The organism is Chryseobacterium viscerum, assembly GCF_025949665.1.
GTDB lineage: Bacteria > Bacteroidota > Bacteroidia > Flavobacteriales > Weeksellaceae > Chryseobacterium > Chryseobacterium viscerum_A.
In genome coordinates this window covers 209,020-230,481 of sequence record NZ_JAPDFT010000003.1, presented here as the reverse complement: position 1 = coordinate 230,481, position 21,462 = coordinate 209,020, and the positions used below count along the sequence as shown (strand labels likewise).

19 protein-coding genes are annotated in these 21,462 nt (G+C 36.0%); 8 read left to right on the top strand and 11 right to left on the bottom strand.

Translation table 11 applies throughout. From position 1 onward, the window contains the following. Positions 1-2: 2 nt before the first annotated feature. Positions 3-1,583 (bottom strand): GMC family oxidoreductase N-terminal domain-containing protein, encoded by a 1,581-nt coding sequence (locus OL225_RS17835; protein WP_264519118.1) that lies wholly within the window; start codon positions 1,581-1,583, stop codon positions 3-5. 131 nt (positions 1,584-1,714) lie between these two features. On the opposite strand from OL225_RS17835, the gene OL225_RS17830 reads away from it, so the two are divergent. The 4 genes from OL225_RS17830 (at position 1,715) to OL225_RS17815 (ending at position 6,468) form a co-directional block, all read left to right on the top strand. Further along, positions 1,715-2,332: a DUF1684 domain-containing protein gene (locus OL225_RS17830; RefSeq protein ID WP_264519117.1), complete on the top strand. Its 618-nt coding sequence runs from the start codon at positions 1,715-1,717 to the stop codon at positions 2,330-2,332. A 3-nt stretch (positions 2,333-2,335) separates the two neighbouring features. After that, the gene (locus OL225_RS17825; protein ID WP_264519116.1) at positions 2,336-2,809 is read left to right on the top strand and encodes a GNAT family N-acetyltransferase; all 474 of its coding nucleotides are present in this window, start codon (positions 2,336-2,338) and stop codon (positions 2,807-2,809) included. A 73-nt stretch (positions 2,810-2,882) separates the two neighbouring features. Further along, positions 2,883-3,692: a glucose 1-dehydrogenase gene (locus tag OL225_RS17820; protein WP_264519115.1), complete on the top strand. Its 810-nt coding sequence runs from the start codon at positions 2,883-2,885 to the stop codon at positions 3,690-3,692. 106 nt (positions 3,693-3,798) lie between these two features. Next, the gene (locus OL225_RS17815) at positions 3,799-6,468 is read left to right on the top strand and encodes an MGH1-like glycoside hydrolase domain-containing protein (protein ID WP_264519114.1); all 2,670 of its coding nucleotides are present in this window, start codon (positions 3,799-3,801) and stop codon (positions 6,466-6,468) included. Positions 6,469-6,495: 27 nt separating this feature from the next. Here the strand turns inward: OL225_RS17815 and recO are convergent, their stop codons facing one another. Genes recO through OL225_RS17795 form a run of 4 tightly spaced genes read right to left on the bottom strand, consistent with a single transcriptional unit; the run spans position 6,496 to position 11,165 of the window. Further along, complete coding sequence (recO, locus tag OL225_RS17810; RefSeq protein ID WP_264519113.1) at positions 6,496-7,182, bottom strand: DNA repair protein RecO; 687 nt, start codon at positions 7,180-7,182, stop codon at positions 6,496-6,498. Between the two features lie 3 nt (positions 7,183-7,185). After that, positions 7,186-9,450, bottom strand: coding sequence for an isoleucyl-tRNA synthetase (locus tag OL225_RS17805; RefSeq protein WP_047377826.1), 2,265 nt, complete (start codon positions 9,448-9,450; stop codon positions 7,186-7,188). Positions 9,451-9,459: 9 nt separating this feature from the next. Beyond that, entirely contained in the window at positions 9,460-10,407 is a 948-nt protein-coding gene (locus tag OL225_RS17800; RefSeq protein WP_264519112.1) for a bifunctional metallophosphatase/5'-nucleotidase, read from the bottom strand. Further along, the gene (locus OL225_RS17795) at positions 10,407-11,165 is read right to left on the bottom strand and encodes a 5'-nucleotidase C-terminal domain-containing protein (protein ID WP_047377828.1); all 759 of its coding nucleotides are present in this window, start codon (positions 11,163-11,165) and stop codon (positions 10,407-10,409) included. Before OL225_RS17795 ends, OL225_RS17800 begins: the two co-directional genes overlap by 1 nt. Positions 11,166-11,272: 107 nt before the next feature. Here OL225_RS17795 and dapA point away from each other — a divergent pair, with 107 nt between their 5' ends. The 4 genes from dapA (at position 11,273) to OL225_RS17775 (ending at position 14,075) form a co-directional block, all read left to right on the top strand. Beyond that, positions 11,273-12,145: a 4-hydroxy-tetrahydrodipicolinate synthase gene (dapA, locus tag OL225_RS17790; RefSeq protein WP_264519111.1), complete on the top strand. Its 873-nt coding sequence runs from the start codon at positions 11,273-11,275 to the stop codon at positions 12,143-12,145. A 110-nt stretch (positions 12,146-12,255) separates the two neighbouring features. Then, on the top strand, positions 12,256-12,759 hold the full coding sequence (locus tag OL225_RS17785) for a GNAT family N-acetyltransferase (protein WP_047377831.1): 504 nt from the start codon (positions 12,256-12,258) through the stop codon (positions 12,757-12,759). Positions 12,760-13,054: 295 nt separating this feature from the next. Continuing rightward, entirely contained in the window at positions 13,055-13,636 is a 582-nt protein-coding gene (locus OL225_RS17780; RefSeq protein ID WP_047377832.1) for a helix-turn-helix domain-containing protein, read from the top strand. Further along, positions 13,629-14,075: a response regulator gene (locus OL225_RS17775; protein ID WP_264519110.1), complete on the top strand. Its 447-nt coding sequence runs from the start codon at positions 13,629-13,631 to the stop codon at positions 14,073-14,075. Before OL225_RS17780 ends, OL225_RS17775 begins: the two co-directional genes overlap by 8 nt. Positions 14,076-14,687: 612 nt before the next feature. On the opposite strand, the gene recG is transcribed toward OL225_RS17775, so the two are convergent. From recG to OL225_RS17745, 6 genes are all read right to left on the bottom strand, one after another. Beyond that, complete coding sequence (gene recG, locus OL225_RS17770) at positions 14,688-16,775, bottom strand: ATP-dependent DNA helicase RecG (RefSeq protein WP_264519109.1); 2,088 nt, start codon at positions 16,773-16,775, stop codon at positions 14,688-14,690. A 159-nt stretch (positions 16,776-16,934) separates the two neighbouring features. Further along, on the bottom strand, positions 16,935-17,468 hold the full coding sequence (locus tag OL225_RS17765) for a thioredoxin family protein (protein ID WP_264519108.1): 534 nt from the start codon (positions 17,466-17,468) through the stop codon (positions 16,935-16,937). A 41-nt stretch (positions 17,469-17,509) separates the two neighbouring features. Beyond that, on the bottom strand, positions 17,510-19,021 hold the full coding sequence (locus OL225_RS17760) for a peptide MFS transporter (RefSeq protein ID WP_047377836.1): 1,512 nt from the start codon (positions 19,019-19,021) through the stop codon (positions 17,510-17,512). Between the two features lie 23 nt (positions 19,022-19,044). After that, positions 19,045-19,176 (bottom strand): hypothetical protein, encoded by a 132-nt coding sequence (locus OL225_RS17755; RefSeq protein WP_264519107.1) that lies wholly within the window; start codon positions 19,174-19,176, stop codon positions 19,045-19,047. After that, positions 19,169-19,600 carry a DUF1016 N-terminal domain-containing protein gene (locus OL225_RS17750; protein WP_264519106.1) on the bottom strand — a complete coding sequence of 144 codons (432 nt, stop codon included), beginning with the start codon at positions 19,598-19,600 and terminating at the stop codon, positions 19,169-19,171. The genes OL225_RS17755 and OL225_RS17750 overlap by 8 nt, the downstream gene beginning before the upstream one ends. Positions 19,601-19,661: 61 nt before the next feature. After that, positions 19,662-21,416: a peptide MFS transporter gene (locus OL225_RS17745; protein ID WP_047377837.1), complete on the bottom strand. Its 1,755-nt coding sequence runs from the start codon at positions 21,414-21,416 to the stop codon at positions 19,662-19,664. Positions 21,417-21,462: the final 46 nt, after the last annotated feature.

The following is a 21,462-nucleotide window of genomic DNA, read 5'->3' as shown; positions in this document are numbered from 1 at the left end:
TTTCAGACAAATTCATTCTGTTTAATCAGGTTTTCAATACAATATTCTGCAATAGCGGTAATGGTGACAAACGGATTGACACCAATGGTTCCGGGAATTAATGATCCGTCCAGAACATACAGGTTTTCATGATCTTTTAGCTTTCCAAATTCGTTGGTAGCTTCACCCAAAACACATCCTCCAAGCGGATGGTAGCAGATATCAGCTCCGAAACCATTGTTGAAAAGCAGATGGCTTCTGGTTCCGCCATTGGCTTTATTCATTTTACGGATAAAATATTGGGCATTTTCTTTCATTTTGGCGGTATTGCTTTCGTTCCAGTTCAAAGTCAGGGATTGGCTGGCTTTATTGTAGGTAACTTCCCCTTTTTTATCGACTCTGTTGATCAGCAGATATAAAGCCGTAGCGACATCCATTCCCATCGGTAAAGGGGCAATTTCTGTGAAAAACGGATGTTCCGGATCGTCCCAGTTGTCAATTCCTCCTACAGGAATAGTAGATTGCTTAGCTCCCGTACCGCCTGACAAAGGTTTTACCCAGTTTCTTCCGGTCATAAAATTTCCATTGTTTCCCCATTGTTTTCCGATCTTTTCATGAACAGGAAAATTGTTTTCTGCATGAGACTGTAACAGAAGCTGTAAGGTTCCCATGGTTCCTGCAGAAAGGATCAGCTTTTTGCAGTTGAAAACTTTGTTAGCAACCGGAATTCCTGAAGTATCAATCTGCTGAACATTCAATGTATAGCTTTTATCATCATTAAGTTTTATCGTTTGGACACGATGAAGATCAAGGATTTCCAGGTTTCCGGTTTCCATCGCTTTTCTGAGATAAGTTTTATCCAAACTGTTTTTTCCGTGATTGTTGCCATAGATGACCTCGGTATTAAGGGCAGAGCGGGGAACTTCATTCCGGAATTCTTTTTCCATATACTTAAAATCATATACATTCGGAACTCTCATGGTTTTAAAACCAGCTTTATGAGCCTCTTCTTCGCCTACCCGAGTGAATTTATAATAAGGACAGTCTTTCAGAAACTGTTCGTCAATCACATTTACTTTGAGTTCTTCCCGTACCAGAGGAAAGTAATGATTGTAGAATTTTTCAGCATCAAGATCCGGAAAAACTTCTTTGAAATAACTTTCTTTGGGAGTAACAGCCATTCCGCCATTCACAAGAGAACCTCCGCCAACGCCTCTTCCTAACCAGATATTGATATGATCAAAATCCAGACGGTCTAATACTCCGGTAAAAGGAGTCAAAGAAAAAATATTCATGAAAGGTGCAATGCTTTTCTTTTTCAGCCAGGCCGAGCTTTTCCCAGGTTTCAGCAGATTGGAAAACGGAATTCCTGCTTTTTCCCAGTTAAGACCCATTTCAAGCATCACTACTTTTTTTCCTGCTTCACAAAGACGTAATGCAGATACAGCACCTCCATATCCGCTGCCGATGATTATAATGGGAACATCAGTATTCTCTTTGATCTGGCTGTTTTTTCTTTCCTCAGCCCGGAATAATTCAGATTGAAGAAAATAGAAACCTGATATCGCCAATGCACTGGTCCTGATGAAGTTTTTTCTGTCCATGAACTTTGCTTTTCAAAAAGTATGCTAGATCAGCAGGGGCTTATTTTATTTAAAACAGATTATGTTTTTTTATTAGAATTTTAACTTTTGTTGTTCCGAAAATTCATAGTTTTACTTATAATTTTATATTCATGAAAAAATATATAGTACTCTTTTTACTCCTGCCATTATGGGCTTTTTCTCAGAAAGCCATTTCAAAGGAAGAGAAAGATGTTCAGAAATTTCAGAAAGAACTTAATGCTGAATACTTCAATCCAAAAGAGACTCCATTAAGAGGAGATAATTTTAAAAATTTTAAAGGACACCCTTTCTTCCCTTTTGATGCCAAATATAGAGTAACGGCAGAATTTGTTAAATCAAAAGATACAAAACCTTTTGAACTTCCCACTTCTTCAGGGAAAACAAAGACATATCAGGAATATGGAAAAGCAACTTTTACATTGGATGGTAAGTCATATACTGTAACATTGTACCAAAGTCTGGCTTTAATTAAACAGGAAAAATACAAAGATTACCTTTTTCTTCCGTTCCGTGACGCTACCAATGAAAAGGAAACCTATGGAGGAGGAAAATATATGGATCTGAAAATTCCGAAAGGGAACACTATTGTACTTGATTTTAATCAATCTTATCATCCTTTTTGTGCATATAATGCTTACGATTACAATTGCCCTATTGTTCCTGAGGAGAATAAACTTCCCGTGGAAATCCGTGCAGGAGTAATGTATGAAGATATATACCATCACTAAGACATGATACATTTAGAATTCTATAAACCAGAAGATCTTTCCGGAGTAAGTTATGCTTTGGATGAAAACCAGATGCAATTTACTGCGACAGCTCAACAGGCTTTGCAACGTATCAGTGAACGGGATGATGACGATGCATTTCCGGTGACTATATTTGAAAATGATCAGGTTGCAGGTTTTTTTGTACTTGATTTTGGGAAAGATAAATTTGAACTTACCGATGATGAAACATCAGTTTTACTACGTTCCTTATCTGTAAATCCTCAGATGCAGGGACGAGGAATAGGGAAAATAGCTATGCTGGAGGTAGGGAATTTTGTAAAGAACCACTTCGGGGAGTGCAACGAAATTGTACTGGCGGTAAACCAGAAAAACAATTCTGCTTACCACATTTATCTTCAGGCAGGATACATTTATGATGGTAAAACCAGAATGGGGAGGAGCGGACCTCAATATCTGATGTACAAGAAACTTTAATAAAATTTTAAAATCATAATTTTTTATCTGCTGATATCTTTCCATAACTTTGAGTAACATCAAATTACAAAACATGGAAATATCACTTCAAAATCAGGTTGCTGTGGTTACAGGAGCCTCCAGTGGAATAGGTTCAGGAATTGCCAAATCATTAGCTGCAGCTGGAGCAACAGTCATTGTCAATCATTCCTCAGAAAGATCTGCAGAAGAAGCCAAAGCTGTTTTGAAAGAAATCACTGATGCCGGAGGAAAAGGAATCACTTACGCATGTGATGTCTCCAAAGAAGATCAGGTAGTCAAAATGTTTCAGAATGTTGTTTCCGAATTTCAAACTGTAGATATTCTGGTGAATAATGCAGGCATTCAAAAGGATGCGAAATTTACGGACATGACTATTGACCAATGGAATGCTGTCATAGGTGTCAATCTTACGGGACAGTTTCTATGTGCCAGAGAAGCCATTAAAGAATTTCTACGGCGTGGCATAGATCCTTCACGTTCTGTAGCCTGTGGGAAAATTATTCACATCAGTTCTGTTCACGAAATTATACCTTGGGCCGGACATGCCAACTATGCATCCAGTAAAGGAGCCATCAGAATGTTGATGCAAACCCTTGCTCAGGAATATGGAGCAGCCAAAATCAGGGTCAATTCTATCTGTCCGGGAGCAATTCAGACTCCTATTAATCAAAATGCATGGAATACTCCTGAAGCACTTAATTCTCTACTTACCCTTATTCCTTATAACAGAATCGGACAGCCGCAGGATATCGGAAATTTAGCTGCTTTTCTTGCCAGTGATCTTGCTGATTATATCACAGGAACCAGCATTTTCGTTGATGGTGGAATGACTACGTTTGAGAGTTTTTCTACGGGGGGATAGTAGTTTAAAGTTCAAGGTTCAAGGTTTAAAGTTTAAAGTTTAAAGTTTTGAGCTTGTGGTCATCAATACATGAATACATTTTACAATTGTACAAAACATCTTATCTATGTCAGAAAAACAGAGAATTTCAGATATTTTATGGAAAAAATGGGGTCCTTATGTAAGCAACAGGGAATGGGGGCTTGTTCGTGAAGATTACAGTGAAAACGGTGATGCCTGGAATTATACCAGTCATGATACGGCAGAAGCCAAAACATACCGTTGGGGTGAGGAAGGCATATGCGGAATCTGTGATGACCTTCAGAAACTTGTGTTCTCTGTGGGATTCTGGAATAAAAAGGATAAGATGGTGAAAGAGCGGTTCTTTGGACTGACCAACGGACAGGGAAATCATGGTGAAGATGTAAAGGAATATTTTTATTACCTGGATTCTACACCTACCCATTCTTATATGAAAATGCTGTATAAATATCCTCAAAATACTTTTCCTTATGAAGACCTCGTGAAAACAAATGCTTCAAGAAGTAAGGATGAAACGGAATATGAACTGATTGATACCGGAATTTTTGATCACAATGACTATTTTGACATTTTCATTGAATACGCAAAGGAAAGTCAGAATGATATTCTGGTCCGGCTAACGATTGTCAACAAATCTGAAAAAGAAGCACCTCTTATACTATTACCAACAGTTTGGTTCCGGAATACCTGGAACTGGGGATATGATGACTATGAACCTCAGTTATTTGCCGAAGATGCAGACCGTATTAAAGTGAACCATAAGGATATTGAGATCAAAAATGTCTACGCAAAACAATCTTTAAAGACCCTGTTCTGTAACAATGAAACCAATAATGAAAGACTTTACCAGTCTCAAAATGAGTCAAAATTCTGCAAAGACGGGATTAATAATTTTGTAATGACAGGTAATTCTCAGTCAGTGAATCCAAAGAATGCAGGAACGAAAGCTTCTTTTTTTATTGATGAAGATTTCAAGGCCGGAGAATCCAGAATATTTGAATTCAGAATATCAGATAAGGACTTACGGGAACCCTTTAAAGACTTTGAAACTCTTTTTGAAGAAAGACAAAAAGAAGCAGATGAATTTTATGCTGAAATCCAGAAAGGAATTGCTTCGGAAGATGAAAAACTGGTGCAAAGGCAGGCTTTTGCGGGAATGTTGTGGAATAAAATGTTTTACCACTACAATGTTGAAAAATGGCTGAAAGGTGATCCGGCTGAAATGCCTCCTCCAAAGTCGCGGGATAAAATCAGAAATTATGACTGGAAGCATCTTAATAACGAACATATTATTTCCATGCCGGATAAATGGGAATATCCGTGGTATGCAACCTGGGACCTGGCATTTCACACCATCAGTTTTTCTTTGATAGATCCTGATTTTGCAAAACATCAGCTGAAACTTTTCCTGTTTGAATGGTATATGCATCCAAACGGGCAGCTTCCCGCCTACGAATGGAACTTTAGCGATGTGAATCCTCCAGTACATGCCTGGGCTGTTTTCAGAGTATTTAAAATTGATGAATATTTAAAAGATAAGCCCGACCTGGAATTTTTAGAAAGTGCTTTCCAGAAACTATTGATGAACTTTACTTGGTGGGTCAATAAAAAAGATACCAATGGCAACAACATATTTGAAGGAGGTTTCTTAGGGCTTGATAATATTGGTGTTTTCGACCGGAATGCTGTTTTACCCAACGGAGAACAGCTGGAACAGTCAGACGGGACAAGCTGGATGGCTATGTTTGCCCTGAATATGATGCGGATTGCCCTGGAACTGGCCCTTTACAATAATGTGTATGAAGAAATGGCGATGAAGTTTTTTGAGCACTTCCTGGCGATTGCCAATTCATTGGATAATATGGGTGATGAAGAATTCAGTTTGTGGGATGAGCAGGATGAGTTTTTCTATGATGCCATAGCTTCTAATGACGGAACGCATATGTATTTGAGATTAAGGACCATTGTAGGGCTGATCCCGATGTTTGCCGTTGAGGTTATAGATGATGAAATGATTGAAAATCTTCCCAATTTTAAGAAAAGAATGAAATGGGTACTGGATAATAAACCCGAACTGGCTTCTCTGGTTTCAAGGTGGGAAGTCAAAGGCCAGGATTCCAAACACCTTTTGTCTTTGCTTCGTGGGCATCGTCTGAAAAGATTGTTAAGCAGAATGTTGAATCCGGATGAATTTTTAAGTGACTATGGAGTAAGAGCATTATCAAAAGAATATGAAAATAACCCTTATACTTTAACTCTGAATGAAACGGATTATAGTGTAAAATATACACCTGCAGAAAGTGACAGCGGACTGTTCGGGGGTAACAGCAACTGGCGCGGCCCTGTATGGTTTCCTATCAATTTTCTGATTATCGACAGTCTTCAGCGCTTTTTCTTCTATTACAGTCCCGATTTCTTAGTTGAATATCCTACGGGAAGTGGAAATTACTTAAACCTTGATCAGATAGCAGATGCTTTAAACAAACGGCTTGCAAAGATTTTTTTAAAAGATGAAAATGGAAAAAGACCTGTTCACGGGCAGTATGAAAGATTTCAAACCGATCCGGATTTTAAAGATTATATCTTATTCTATGAATATTTTCATGGGGATAATGGCCGTGGAGTAGGAGCTTCCCACCAGACAGGCTGGACGGGACTTATTGCAAAAATTCTGCAGCCAAGATTCTCCAAAAAAGAAATTGCAGAATCTGAAACCGAAATGCCTGAAGATATTGAAAAAACAAAAGAACTGTAAAAAAAGATCAGCCAATCATGAATCCGTCTATTCAAATATCTGCTGGATAATTTCCAGTGAAGCAGGTGTTTTGAAATCCGTAATATGATAATGATAGTACACCAGAAGGCTGTCCAGAAAATCTTTTCTTAACGAGGAATGGATTTTTGTAGCATACAGGTTTTCAGCACAAAGTGCCTCTTTCCATAATGCAGAAATTTCTTCATTGAACTGCTGATGGCTGATTCCTAAAGAAAAAGTGCCGGTTTCCGGATCTAAAAACTTACCATCACTCAACAGTGGAGCAACCCCCTGAATTTTTAAAACAGCCAGTAAAAAAAGAAGATGTGCCTGATAATTTCTGTTCGTCAGTTCATTGATAAAGTGATCAATACCGGCATAGATCGGAATATTTTTATCCTCATATTTCAGAATATGGCTCAGAAAATCTGAAATAAAGAAAATGACGGTATTAACTCTTATATCCGTATAAATATCATTGTTTTTTACCAGTTCAAACTTTGAAACGGTTGGTATACCATTGCCACGGGGTGGATGTATTGAAAAATTCAGCTGGCTCAGCGGCTGCAGCAGGGCTTTCTTTTTGTTCTTTTTAGAATAAATTCCTTTCAGAAAATAGCTTTGAAAACCCTCTTCTTCAGTGAAACAATGCAATACAGCATCATTTTCTCCGTATTTTATAAACGAAAGTAAAAAACCGTTTTGTGAATTCATTAATTAATTGACTACTCCTATTTTGGCTGTAGCTTTATCAGACCCGTCTTCATTGGTCATCAGGACAAAGTACATTCCTGATGCTACTCTTACTCCTTTCTGATTATTAAGATCCCATTCATAATAACCTCCTCTTGCCACTGCAGAATGTACAACATTTCCTGCTGCATCTACAATTCTTATATTCGTTTTTTCAGCAAGGCCTTTAAGGGTAACTTTTCCTTTAAAATTGGAATATACAACAGGGTTAGGATATACCACAACATCCCCGAAATTGGAATTTACATCAGCAACGTCCCCCTGATAGGTTACAATACCATTATACGTTACAAAATATACTTTCCCGGTTTTCTTATCAACTTTTATATCTGTAACGCTGTTTGTAGGAAGAGGTGAATTTTCTTTAGTAAAATGTTTTATGGTTTTCTGGCCGTCAGCAGACAGATAATATACACCACCACCATCAATGGATACCCACTTGTAATTTCCTTCATCTACTGCAATCTGAAGAATAGCTGATTCTCTGAAAAGCTCTTCACCCAGCCCGTTTTGTTCTATTACTATAGGTTCTACTTCAGGCTGTGGTTTTTTTATTTCAGATGCAGCATTAGGCATAATTCTTAAGCCTCCATCTGTACCGATCCATGCATCTCCGGACTTATCAAATGCTACGGATAGGATTCCTCCTGAACTGTTAAATCCATTAGCAGAACCAAGAATATAGTCTGTATCATCGGAAAGGTTGGTTGCATTTTTATAGTCATATACCCAAAAGTTATTAGATCTCGGCAATGGAGTCCATAACATATTTTCATGGAAAACGGCCTTTTGTATACCATCACTGGCCAAAACGATTTTCTTGATGATAAAATCATCTGCGGCTTTATCATAGATCCCCATGGAAGGATTTCCGTCATTAAATCCGAAGGAAACAAAAAGATTGTTCTGAGTATCTGTAGTCAATCCTACTGGGCGTCTGTAGTAAGGCTCAGCGCCAAGATTATAATACTTTACCAGCTCAAAATCTTTGCTTGTAGCATTATATTTCATTTTATATACTCCGTGAGACAACATTGTATAATTAGTAAAGAGAACTTCATTACTGTTATAAGGGCTTATAATAGCATCCAATACGTTGACAAAGACTGGACGATTTGGATTACTTTTGTTGAAAAAAGAAGGATAGATCCAATCCGTACCGTTGAAATAATAAAATCCTGGTTCTTGCGGAATAATAGACGGGTGATTGTAATTATTTGCTCTGGCACCAGTGGAAACCAAGAGTTGATTATTATCGAAAAGATTAATATTATAGGCAAAATTATAGTAAGGGCCTAATGGCTTAAAAGTATTGTTACTTTCATCTTTGATCCCTGATAATACGGTTCCTCCAAAGATTTTTCCACCAGCTGTTATAGCAGTGTTGCATTCCTCTCCAAGGCTCACCGCATTTTGTGATACTCCGTTAATGCCATAAGTATATACTCTGTTATCAGTAACTATAATATTATTGGATGTAACAACGATATCATGGATATTATCAAAGTTTGTAGGAAGCTGGGTAGGAGTACCGTTGTTATAAAAATAGGCAGCTGTAGCGGATGAATATACCAGCTCAGATTCTGAATCTATATGCTTGAATGCTCCGGGAGCTTCCGTTGTCCATGTGGAATATACCGGGAAGGTAGTATTCATCTGATGGCTCTTCAATCCGGTATCCGTTACTGAATATACCTTATTCCCGAATATGGTGGCTTCATTACTTGCCTGATAAACCCCTCCATTCAGGAAAAATGCAGAATCTCCGAATTCTTTATTATTCAGATTAAATATGGAAAGTCCGTAGCCTACAGAAATGACAGCCTGATTTCCTGTTATGGAAATATGATTGATTTTTTTATTTCCGTTATAGCCGGTAGCAATAGGAATATCTACAATATATTTGATTTCCTGTGGAGTGATAACATCCATAGAGCCGTTTTCATACCCAATGAGTCCTGTTTTCGTCTGTGGGTTATAATCGAAGGCTGTTATTCCAACATTATGCAGGCCATTGGCCTTGGACAACTTCGTAATTTCTCCTGTTGATATTGTATAATAGAATATTCCGTTTTCTGTAGCTGCAATGATTTTCCCATTGTCTTCTTTCATTGCTAAGACTTTGTTATAGGAAAACAGATCTGCCCATTTTTTTGATGAAATGACCTGAGCTTTTGTAAACTGCAGGGATGCTAAAATACCAAGAGAAATTATAGAGAGTTTTTTCATATTATGCGGTTATGCTATGCTGCTGTCTATTACCTGATTGTTCCAGGAAATATGCTGTACGTTTTTGTTTGTATCAAAATAAAAATCTATTCTACCCAAAAGAAGACCTGCCCATCCTACCTGATTGACAAGAACATTTTTGCCCTGTCTGTTTGTATAAGATTGAGGTTCCGGTAAAAATGTATGAGTATGGCCTCCCAGGATAATATCAATATTTTCTGTACTGGCCGCTAAAATTTTGTCGCTTATTTTATTCGGTTCATCTTTATAATCGTAACCAATATGTGAAAGACAAATCACCAGATCACATTTCTGATCTTTTTTCAGGTAATTTGAATAATGCTGTGCTACATCAATAGGGTTGGAATAATCGGTTTCTCCATACTGTTTTTTACCTACAAGGCCGTCCAGTTGAATTCCCACTCCGAAAATTCCTACTTTGATTCCATTCTTGTTGAAGATCTTATACTGGGAAGTTTTCCCGTCAAGAACAGTATTTTTAAAATCATAATTGGAACAGATAAAAGGAAACTTTGCATTAGGAAGTACCTTTAAAAATCCATCAAGACCATTATCAAAATCATGATTTCCCATGGTAGAGGCATCATATTTCATCATGGACATTAATTTGAACTCCAGCTCTCCTCCAAAGAAATTGAAATAGGGAGTTCCCTGAAAAATATCTCCTGAATCAAGAAGCAGTACATTGCTTTCCTGGTTTCTGATCTGCTGAATTAAGCTAGCCCTTCTTGCAAAACCTCCCTGGTTAGGGTTTTTTGTATAGCTTGCATCGAAAGGTTCTATTCTGCTATGCTGGTCATTGGTATGAAGAATAGTCAGTTTATTTGCGGATTTTAGGTCAAGAATTTTCAACTCTTCCGCCATCATCATATTGGGAGCTAAAGCCATTGCTAAAGATCCGCCTCCTATTGCTTTTAAAAAACTTTTTCTATCCATTACTTCTTCCCGATAAAATTTAAACGAACATCTGAATTTACTACAACTTCAGGAGTCTTCTTAAAATAATCGATAAACAGATCTCTCATTTTAATTCCTGTTGAGATTGATTCTCCTTTTGCAAAGAATTTCATATTGTCTCCTCCCAGTGCAAGATAGTCTGAAGTGGCAACATAATAGTCTTTAGCCGGATCTACCTCCTTTCCGTTGATTAAGGATTTAATGATCTGTCCATTCTTTGTTTCAATGTATAAATGAGAAACAGGGTTGTTGACCTGCGTTTTTGCATAATACTCAAAAAGCCCCTGTAAATCTGCTCCCTTCATTTTTACAATAACCACCTCATTTTCGAAAGGCATTACTTCAAATACATTTTTCAGTAAAATATCGCCCTTTCCAATGGTGGTACGGATTCCTCCGATATTGATCAATGCAGCATCTACATTTTGTTTAAGATGAGTTTTTATCCACTCATTACCTCCTTCAAACGTATAGTCAGCTAAAAGATTACCCAGATTGCTGTTATCGCCCTGCTTTGTAAGATCCACATTCGTATGAGAGATCTTCTGGTTCATTTCTTTATCCAGTTTTTGCTTATAAGGCTCAATAAATTTTACAAACTCCTCATCATTTTTTAGCTCATTATTAATAGAAATATTTTTCTGGGATTTTACATCCGCAAGTTGCAGCGTAGAAGCTGTTTTGCATGCTGTAAGGGCTGCCAGGGCAATTCCTATTAACAAGAATTTATTTTTCATAATATCTTTTAGTATATGCAAATATAACTATATGTATAATAAAACATTATTATTTATTACAAATTCTTACTGTAAATTATTAAATTTGACAAAAATAATTCTAACAGATGAGCATTTTAAAAGGAGTAGGTGTTGCATTGGTAACGCCCTTTAATGAAGATTTATCCGTTGACTTCGACAGTTTAACAAAACTTGTTGAATACAATGTCGAAAACGGAACCAATTATTTGGTAGTATTGGGTACTACGGCAGAAGCCGCAACGCTTTCTGCAGAAGAGAAGAAACAGGTAATTGAGCATATCATTAAGGTGAATAATAAACGTCTTCCTTTAGTTTTGGGAATTGGCGGCAACGATACTCTTGACGTTAAGAAACAGATTGAAGAAGCAGATCTTTCTGCATTTGAAGCAGTACTTTCAGTATCTCCCTATTACAATAAACCGAATCAGGAAGGTCTTTACCAACATTATAAAATGTTAGCTTCCACAGGGAAGAATATTATTATTTATAATGTTCCTTCAAGAACCGGGCAGAATGTAGAGGCAGATACCACTCTTCGTCTTGCCAAAGAATTTCCTAATTTATTCCTGATTAAGGAAGCTTCACCCAATATTTTACAGTATTTTGATATTCTGAGAAAGAAACCTGAAGGATTTTCATTGGTTTCCGGAGATGATGAATATACATTACCGGTAACATTGGCAGGTGGAGATGGTGTGATTTCCGTAATCGGACAGGCATATCCTAAAGAATTTTCTACCATGGTACAGTTAGCTTTTGAAGGAAAAGTGAAAGAAGCTTATGCAATTCACAATAAACTGGTAGATATTACCCGCTTGATTTTTGCAGAAGGAAACCCTTGCGGTATTAAAGTAATACTGGCTGAAAAAGGAATCATTAAAAACTTCTTAAGACTTCCTTTAGTGGCTGCTTCAGAAGGCCTTCATGCAAAAATTAAAGCTGAAATGGCCAACATTTAATAATGAATTGAATTTTAAAATGGTTTTAAAATTCAGAAGTTCATGGAAAAATATAAAGGGTGAAAAGTTTAGGCTTTTCACTTTTTTTAATCATATTAATACAATAAATCATGAAATTAAGACAGGCAACAGCTGTGGATATTCCTTTAATTCAGGATCTGGCAAGAAGATCATGGGAAAATGCCTATGCAGACATTCTTTCGAAAGAACAGATGGAATTTATGCTTTCCGAAATGTATTCTGAAACAGAAATTCTGAACCACCTTGAAAATCCTCATTACCATTATTATCTTATTCAGGATGAAAATAATGACTCTTACGAGGGGTTTATAGGATATGAACATCATTACGAAGAGAAAACAACTAAGCTGCACCGTATTTATCTTGTTCCGGAAAGTAAAGGAAAAGGATTCGGTAAAAAAGCACTTCATTTTCTGCATGAGAAAGTTTCTGAAAGTGGAAATGAAAGAATTATTTTGAATGTAAATAAAAATAATTCTGCCCGAAATTTCTACGAATCCCAAGGATACAAGGTTTATGGGGAAGGTGTTTTTGATATTGGAAATGGATTTGTGATGGATGATTATATGATGGAGTTTCTAATTCACTCATGATTGACTTAAAATTTTGTAACTTTATCCTGTAATTCTATAACAAGTGACTTCTTTTTTTGAATGATCTTTGCTTCAGAACCAAATCACTTATAACAATACATTCATATGCTTGGTTTTGAGCTGACACAGCTTTTTATCAGTATATTTTTTTCATCCTTAGTGTTTAAATTCCTGTATTCTTAAATACAGGAGTTTTTGCGTCTATTTGGTAAAAATAAAAAATTTACACCTATTTCACTTTTAAATGAAATAAATTATTATATTTACTAAATAAAACAGGCTTATATATACTAGGATGAAAATGTATGTTAAATTTGATTTCAATGCCCTTTGCAAGAAGGTATTGGACGAAAAACTTAAAGAACACGGGCTGAAGTACAGGTTGCTGAACTTCGGTGAAGTGGAATTTTATGAGCCCCTTACACAAGAACAGCACAGTCTTTTTAAGAAAAATCTTGAAGATTATGGTATAGAAATCATAGAAAGTCAAAAGACTGCGTTGGTACAGAAAATAAAAGATGTTATCGTAGAACTGGTCTTTTCTGATGAGATCATACCGGTAAAAGCATCCATATATATTTCTGAGAAACTGAATCACAGCTATGGATATCTTTCCAACCTATTTTCCGAAGTTGCTTATACATCTATTGAGAATTTTATTATTCTGCAAAAGATAGAGCACGCGAAAGCCCTGATCATAAGAAATAAACAAAGCCTTACAGAAATAGCCCATAAGCTGAATTACTCCAGTGTGGCGCATTTGAGCACCCAGTTTAAAAATACAACAGGAATCACTCCCTCCCAGTTCCAAAAAATTATTGGAAAACGGAGAAGAGCTCAAAGCACGGTAATAAACCCTAAAATGCAGTATGAATAAAGAATTTCTGAACGTAATAGTAGCAGATAACGATGAAAACACCTTGATTTTTTTTAAAAATATTTTGAAAGAGTTGAAAATCTCTATAAAAGTTCAATGTTTCTGTAACGGAAAAGATATGATGCTATATCTTAATAATGATGATGCCGTAGTGCCGGAAATTGTTTTCATAAAATACACTATCCCTGGAAAAGACAGTATGGAATGCCTGGAAGAAATTGAAGCAAATTCAAAATTCAATAACATGGTAACCACCATATTTTCGGAACCGATTCCGGAAAATGAAATTGAAGATATCTTTGTAAAAGGAGCCAATATTTTCATGAAAAAACCAGAGTCTTTTGAGAGTCTGAAAAAGGTGCTTACAGAAGTTATTACAATCAATTGGCAGTATCATACTTCAGGATTGAATAAAGACCATTTTATTCTTAAAGTGTGATGAATAAAGGAGTTATTGATTTTGTGTTACGAGAATATTAATCGTATTTGATGCATACTATTCACAAATAAGTGAAAATTTTATAACTAATAATTAAAATAATATAAAAAGGATCTGAATTAATATACTGACATTTGTAAAAGTAATCTGAGACACAAATTTCATTATATAGTAGAAGATACAGATGAATGAGAAGTAATTGTTTCTAAAAACAAAAATTATATAAATCACGATGTTAGTTAACAAAATGAATTATACTAATTTTCCAATTTTAAAGCACAGAAGATCTTTAAACAAAACGGTACAATCATGAAAACTCAAAAGTAGTTGGAGATATTTTTATTCGTTTCATTCCCTCATCTCCACCGAAACTCAGTTAGTTTTTATAATAAGCAAGTTGGAAAAAAATAATTCATTTTGTTTTTCATAATTTATTTTAATAGTTAAGGTTTTAGCTTATCCAAATCTTATATTGTTATATAGATATTTTCACACCACATCACAAAATATTAAGCCTTAACTATTAAATAAATTTTTTTGAACATATCAAAGTAATTTCTTCTAAATAACAGTTTTATAAGGGGGCCGCAGGAAGTATTTTCTGCGGTTTTTTTATGAAATTTTACTCCATTTGTTTTTTCCTTTGTAGTATCTGATATAATAGTTTTTAATGATCAGGTTATCAGGTCTGGACAGCATCGGATCAGCTTCCAGAATTTTTTCTACCGTATTTTTTGTCGTTTTGATGATCACCGAATCATTTATCAGGTCTAATCTCTTAAAATCTACCACACCACTTTGCTGGGTACCCAGAATATCTCCCGGGCCACGGAGCTGCATATCCACTTCAGAAATTTTAAAGCCATCATTGGTTTCAGTCATTGTCCTGATACGCGTTCTGCTTTCCTTAGACAATTTATCTGAAGTCATCAGGATACAGTAACTCTGTTCAGCACCTCTTCCTACACGTCCTCTCAACTGATGCAGCTGGGAAAGTCCGAATCTTTCTGAACTTTCAATGACCATTACAGAAGCATTGGGTACATTTACGCCTACTTCAATTACTGTAGTTGCCACCATAATTTCAGCTTTCCCCGAAGCGAAATAGGCCATTGCAGCGTCTTTTTCATCCGGTTTCATCTTTCCATGAAGCATGGTCACATTGTATTCTGAGAAATAATCCATGACATGTTCCAAACCTTCCGCCAGATTTTTGTAATCTAAGGTTTCTGATTCCTCAATAAGTGGATATACAAAATAGACCTGCCGGCCTTTCTTAATTTCGTCTTTACAGAAATTATAAACATATAGTCTGTCTTTTTCACGTCTGTGAGCAGTAATGATAGGTTTTCTTCCCACCGGCATTTCATCAATCACGGAAACATCCAGATCTGAATAAAAACTCATTGCCAGAGTCCTTGGAATAGGAGTAGCAGTCATTACCAGAATATGGGGCGGAATTTTATTTTTAGCCCAAAGTTTAGCCCGTTGAGCAACTCCAAATCTATGCTGCTCATCAATGATGGCTAATCCCAGATTTTTAAATTTAACCTTATCTTCCAAAACAGCATGAGTTCCTACCAAAATTGAAAGCGAACCGTTTTCCAGTTCTTCATGTATAATTCTCCTTTCTGACGCTTTGGTAGAACCAGTCAGAATACGGATATTGATTTCTGTTTTTTCTAAGAGTTCTTTGATTCCGTTATAGTGCTGCTGAGCAAGAATTTCCGTTGGAGCCATCAGACAGCTCTGAAAACCGTTGTCCATAGCAATAAGCATGGTTAACAATGCCACCATCGTTTTCCCTGATCCTACATCACCTTGTAAAAGCCTGTTCATTTGAATTGGCCTTTTCATATCAAGACGGATTTCCTTTAATACTCTTTTCTGTGCATTGGTAAGCTCAAAAGGAAGGTGTTTTTCATAAAAATTGTTGAAGTGGTCCCCAATAATAGGGAAAGGATTGCCGTGAGACTGTGTTTTATGATGGAGTTTTTTTAATCCATATCCTAACTGAAAGAAAAATGATTCTTCAAATTTCAGCCTGTAATCAGCCTTATCAAAATGCTCTTTATCCTTTGGGAAATGAACATTCAAAAAAGCGTGCTGTCTGGACATGAACTTGAAGGTTTTCATCAGGTATTCCGGAAAATTCTCTTCAATAAGATTCGGAATTTCTTTGCAGATATTTCTCAGGGCATTCTGGAAAAATCTTTGACTTAATCCCCTTTTAGTCAGCTTTTCTGAACTCGGATAGATAGGTTTAAGCCTTGTATCTCCTTCTTTATTTTCCTCAGCTTCTATTTCCGGATGCGGCATAGAAAACTGACGGTTGAAAACATTGATTTTCCCAAAAATATAAACGTCTTTGTTAATAGGAAGCTGCTCTTTCAGCCATTTAGAATACTGGAACCATACCAGATCCATACTGCCTGTTTCATCATTGAATTTCGCAGATAATCTTTTAGTCTTCCCGGTCTGGATTTCCTGAACATGGGTGATTCTTCCTCTCAATTGTATTTCCTGGCTGCTTTCTTCCTGAAGCTGAGAAACTTTATAAATTTTACTTTTATCCAGATAACGGATAGGGTAGAAGTTCAGCATATCTTCAACAGTGGTTAGGCCCAATACACTTTTAATGAGTTTGGCTCTTTCCGGACCTATTCCTTTTACGTATTCTATGGAGGTTTCGAGATTCATTTTCAGATTTCAGGATGCGGGTTTTTGAATTTTTTGATCCTTATTTTTTGACAAAAGAAATAAAGGTTCGAATTTCGGTAAAATTAAAAAGACTTCCAATTTTTTGGAAGTCTGTATGGTGAATTTTTAGCATTAAATACGAAAATCCGTATCTCTACATTAATCTTTGATTTTAGATTTGAACTTTTTCTGGTAGTCTTCCCATTGTTCTCTGGTTTTAATCTTTTTGAACAAATCTTTTGAGATCAGTTCCAGATAGGGTTCCAGTTCTTTGGCTGATAATTCTCCCTGAAGAATGGTAATAGGATCTCCGTGTTCATCCAGAAATACAGTACTTGGAACAGCACCTACATTCATATACTGTGTAAATTCATGCAGTGAATTTTTTCCTTTTCTGTGCTCTGTATTAGGGTTTGAAAATGTTCTTCCAAAGATCTCAATACTCTTTTTTTCTTCTGCATTAAACTTTACAGGATAATAATTTTCGTTCAGATTCTGAGCAATCACAGAATGTCCGTAAGTTTTTTTGTCCATAATTTTGCATGGACCGCACCAGTCTGCATAAAAATCAATAAGTATTTTTTTTGGATTTTCCTTTTGAGCTTTTAAGGCTTCTTCAATGGTCATCCACTTTACCTGAGCAAAACTAAAATTTAATAAAAATAAGAGTACTATGCTTAAAATTTTCTTCATATTGTGATATTTAAGTAAAAATAAGCATAATTACTTATTTTTTATTTTACATCCTGCATTAATTTTTTCACGTACGGAGATATCAAAATTAATACCACTCCGGCAATTACCGCATATAATCCCAATTGTTTATATCCATCAGTATAAGTGATCAATTCATCATAGTTGGTAGAACCTTTTTTTGCGGTAGCAAGACTGGCTCCGATAATCCCTGCAACATACTGTCCATAGGCCGAAGCAAGGAACCACATTCCCATCATCATTCCCTGAAGATTCTTGGTAGAAAGCTTGGTCATGATAGATAATCCGATAGGAGAGAGGCATAATTCGCCAAGAGTAATGATTAGCAATGCCAATGTGAAGAAGTTCAGTGAAGTGATTCCCTGAAGATCAGCAAAGAGGCGGGTAGCAAATAAAACATAGTATCCCAGTCCTAAGAAAATAAATCCTAATCCAAATTTGATAATAGTGTTGGGCTCAATTTTTCTTTTGTTCAGCCAGATCCAAAGAAGCCCGATCAATGGAGCTAGGAAAATAATGAAGAAAGCTCCTCCTGAATTATTCACTCCATTTGGGTCTAATCCTAAAAGGTCTTTATTTAGATTTTTAGCGGCAAAAATACTTAAAGAACCTCCACTTTGTTCATAAATTCCCCAGAATATGATGGAGAATATAATAAATACTAATGCTGCCCAAAGCTTTTTACGCTCTGAAGCTGTTACTTTAGACATTTCATAGAATAGATAGATTAAAGTTAATGGCCCGATTGTCCACATAAAATAATCTGTATATTCTGTTTTAGCAACCATGGTCATGATAATTGGGACAAAAACCAATGACAAAACGTATACTCCATATTCTTTCCATTTTGGTATTGGAGCGGTTTTTTCTTCTGCTAAAGGATGTCCCGGCTGTAAACCGATAGTACCTAGTGTTCTTTGTGTAAATACAAAATTAATCAAGCTCACCACCATTACTATTGAAGCCAGTCCAAAAGCAATATGCCATCTCATTTCTTCTGCAATAATATTACTTAAGAATTCTCCTTTACCAATAGCAATACATAAGTAACCTCCTAATAATGCTCCAAGATTAATTCCTGCATAGAAAAGCGAAAATCCTGCATCAGCCCTTGAATCATTGGGTTTGTAAAGTTGTCCCACCATAGATGAAATATTAGGTTTAAAGAAACCTGTACCTACTACGGTGAATGCTATTCCCAGGAAAAAGAATTTGTGTGGATCGGTAGCCAAAATTAAACTTCCTATGATCATCAGAAGACCACCCCAGAACAGGGATTTTCTGAATCCTAAAATTTTATCGGCAAAAAGACCTCCTACAAAAGTAAAAGCATAAACGAAGGCCTGGGTTGCACCATATTGAAGGTTGGCTTCTTTTTCATGGAAATTAAGCTGAGAGATCATAAAGAAAACCAACATTCCACGCATTCCGTAGAAACAGAAACGTTCCCACATTTCAGAGAAAAACAGGCTCCAGATCTGTCTGGGATATTTTCCTTTGAAATTTTGTATTTCATCTAAAGTTAAGCTCATAATGATATATGATTAAGTTCTAATTAAGGGTTTTTATCTTTCTGATCCAGTTCAAAACGGATTCTGTCCTGGTCAATAATTTGTTTTAATTCTTCTTCTTCTTTGGGGAGGTACAGCAGGTATTTGCTGGCAAATAAATTGTTTTTATCATTCAAAATCGAAATTGATTTGTCTTTTGATATCTCTGTAATTCCAGTTATTTTGAACGGATTCGTTGATATAATAATTCATTTTATCAACATTATCCAACCTTATCAACAGTCTGTAGTGAGTCCAGCTCAATATGTGACGCAATGCGTCACATATTGGAAATACATGATAAAAAGAGCGTATATTTCTTAAATTACTTTCATCAAACCCTTTTCCAAATTCTAAAGTAAGCTTCTGAGAAAGCCTTTTGAGCGTATATTTTCCATATTCTGCCCGTTCTTTTCCCTGTTGTTCATCCTCAATAATAAGTTTTCCAATCTGCCAGTAAGTGAACAGTAGAGTAGAATTCGCTATTCGAAAAACTTTTTCGCGCGATTGTCTAATGATTTTCTTTACGGATTGGAATAAAGAATCTTCGGAGATTTCCATCGTACGAAAATAAAAAAAACCTCTGACTTGGCAGAGGTTTTATTATATTTTGTTGATACAATTAGTTTACACCATGCATCATTTTCTTTAAGATAGGTGAAATTAAACCTAAAATTACAGAAGCAATACCACAAAGTACTACGAATACCATGAAGAATTCAAATAGATTGTGAATTTCAAATCCTACAAAAGTAGGGTTATGTAATGGAAGCTGGGCTTTATCGAAAGCTGCTACCTGATCAGCTGTCAGTGTTACTTTTTTATCCAAAACATCCTGTAAATTAACTCCCAGTTCTTCAGCTTTCTTGAATTTATCACCTGTTGCAGGGATCAGTGCTCCTAATGAACCAGCTAATGCATAACCAGCTGCGTTAGAAATGAAGAAAACACCGTATAATAATGAAGCAAATCTTTTCGGAGCAAGCTTACCAACCAATGATAAACCAATTGGAGAAAGACAAAGCTCACCACAAGTCTGGATGAAATATAGTAACATTAACCATTTGATTGCTAATAATCCTGAGTTTCCAAGATCTTTTACATTGTGTGCAATGATGAAATAAGAAAGAGCGATTAATGCCAATCCCATTGCTTGTTTGAACGGAGATACCGGTTCTTTTCCTTTTGCTCTTAGTTTATCCCAACACAAACTGAAAGGAACAGCTAATAGAACTACGAAAATTCCGTTAAAGATCTGAACCATTGAAGGAGGCATATTCCATCCGAAAATGTTTCTGTCAGTCTGGTTATCTGCGATAAATGTTAATGAAGATCCTGCCTGCTCGAATGCTGCCCAGAAGAAAATAATAAAGAATGATACGATATAGATTACCCAGATTCTTTGTCTTTCAACCTTGTTTTCTGCAGAAGACATAATCAGGAAGGCAAGAGAAATACCTGCTGAATAGATGAAAGGATAAATAATTCCTTTGATCATTTGTCCCATTTCCACTGAGTTGAACCCAAGTTCTCCTACAAGTAAATATCTGAATACAAAGAATAGAGCAACAAATATACCTACAGTAATTCCTAAGGACATCCCTGAGAATTTTGCTGTTTGAGTTTCTCCTTCTTCAAAATCTGCACTTGTATTATTTTTTGGCAATCCTCCGATAGGTCTTCCTTCAGGGGTTACTACATATTTGTTTTTAAGGATAAAGAATGTTATTGTTCCGATTACCATCGCAATAGAAGCAGCTAAGAATCCCCATTTGAAAGCGAAGATATCTCTTACTCCGGTTGCAGCATCTTTTACGTCTCCTACGTATGGACAGATAAACTGACCCAAGAATGCTCCAATGTTGATCCCCATATAGAAAATGGTAAAAGCAGAATCCAGTTTAGATTTTTCCTGCTTTGGATAAAGACTTCCTACCATTGAGGAAATATTCGGTTTGAAGAATCCATTACCAAAAATGATAACGAATAATGCCAGCCACATAATCAGTTTAGCACTTCCAATGTCTGCTGAGAAAGTTGAAGCACTGATAAATAATAAAAACTGGCCAATAGCCATTAATGATCCACCAATGATGATAGCGAATCTGTTTCCGATATACTTATCAGCAATAAATCCTCCTAAAAGAGGTGTTAAATAACATAACGCTAGAAATCCACCATAGATGATTGCAGCATCAGCTTCTTTTATTAATAAGGAATTTACCATGAAGAGCGTCAAAAGTGCTCTCATTCCATAAAAGTTGAAACGCTCCCACATTTCTGTTCCGAAAAGAACCCATAATCCTTTAGGATGCCTGGAATTCTTATTCTCTACAAATTCATCCGGTTTCGGACTCAATGCTTCAATATTATCCATTTCTATTGTTAATTTTTGTTAAGACTGACAAATATAGTTTATTTTA

Coding starts and splice junctions, on each gene's coding strand:
- OL225_RS17835 (WP_264519118.1), bottom strand. CDS start 1,583: ATGGACAGAAAAAACTTCATCAGGACCAGTGCATTGGCGATATCAGGT.
- OL225_RS17830 (WP_264519117.1), top strand. CDS start 1,715: ATGAAAAAATATATAGTACTCTTTTTACTCCTGCCATTATGGGCTTTT.
- OL225_RS17825 (WP_264519116.1), top strand. CDS start 2,336: ATGATACATTTAGAATTCTATAAACCAGAAGATCTTTCCGGAGTAAGT.
- OL225_RS17820 (WP_264519115.1), top strand. CDS start 2,883: ATGGAAATATCACTTCAAAATCAGGTTGCTGTGGTTACAGGAGCCTCC.
- OL225_RS17815 (WP_264519114.1), top strand. CDS start 3,799: ATGTCAGAAAAACAGAGAATTTCAGATATTTTATGGAAAAAATGGGGT.
- recO (WP_264519113.1), bottom strand. CDS start 7,182: ATGAATTCACAAAACGGTTTTTTACTTTCGTTTATAAAATACGGAGAA.
- OL225_RS17805 (WP_047377826.1), bottom strand. CDS start 9,450: ATGAAAAAACTCTCTATAATTTCTCTTGGTATTTTAGCATCCCTGCAG.
- OL225_RS17800 (WP_264519112.1), bottom strand. CDS start 10,407: ATGGATAGAAAAAGTTTTTTAAAAGCAATAGGAGGCGGATCTTTAGCA.
- OL225_RS17795 (WP_047377828.1), bottom strand. CDS start 11,165: ATGAAAAATAAATTCTTGTTAATAGGAATTGCCCTGGCAGCCCTTACA.
- dapA (WP_264519111.1), top strand. CDS start 11,273: ATGAGCATTTTAAAAGGAGTAGGTGTTGCATTGGTAACGCCCTTTAAT.
- OL225_RS17785 (WP_047377831.1), top strand. CDS start 12,256: ATGAAATTAAGACAGGCAACAGCTGTGGATATTCCTTTAATTCAGGAT.
- OL225_RS17780 (WP_047377832.1), top strand. CDS start 13,055: ATGAAAATGTATGTTAAATTTGATTTCAATGCCCTTTGCAAGAAGGTA.
- OL225_RS17775 (WP_264519110.1), top strand. CDS start 13,629: ATGAATAAAGAATTTCTGAACGTAATAGTAGCAGATAACGATGAAAAC.
- recG (WP_264519109.1), bottom strand. CDS start 16,775: ATGAATCTCGAAACCTCCATAGAATACGTAAAAGGAATAGGTCCGGAA.
- OL225_RS17765 (WP_264519108.1), bottom strand. CDS start 17,468: ATGAAGAAAATTTTAAGCATAGTACTCTTATTTTTATTAAATTTTAGT.
- OL225_RS17760 (WP_047377836.1), bottom strand. CDS start 19,021: ATGAGCTTAACTTTAGATGAAATACAAAATTTCAAAGGAAAATATCCC.
- OL225_RS17750 (WP_264519106.1), bottom strand. CDS start 19,600: ATGGAAATCTCCGAAGATTCTTTATTCCAATCCGTAAAGAAAATCATT.
- OL225_RS17745 (WP_047377837.1), bottom strand. CDS start 21,416: ATGGATAATATTGAAGCATTGAGTCCGAAACCGGATGAATTTGTAGAG.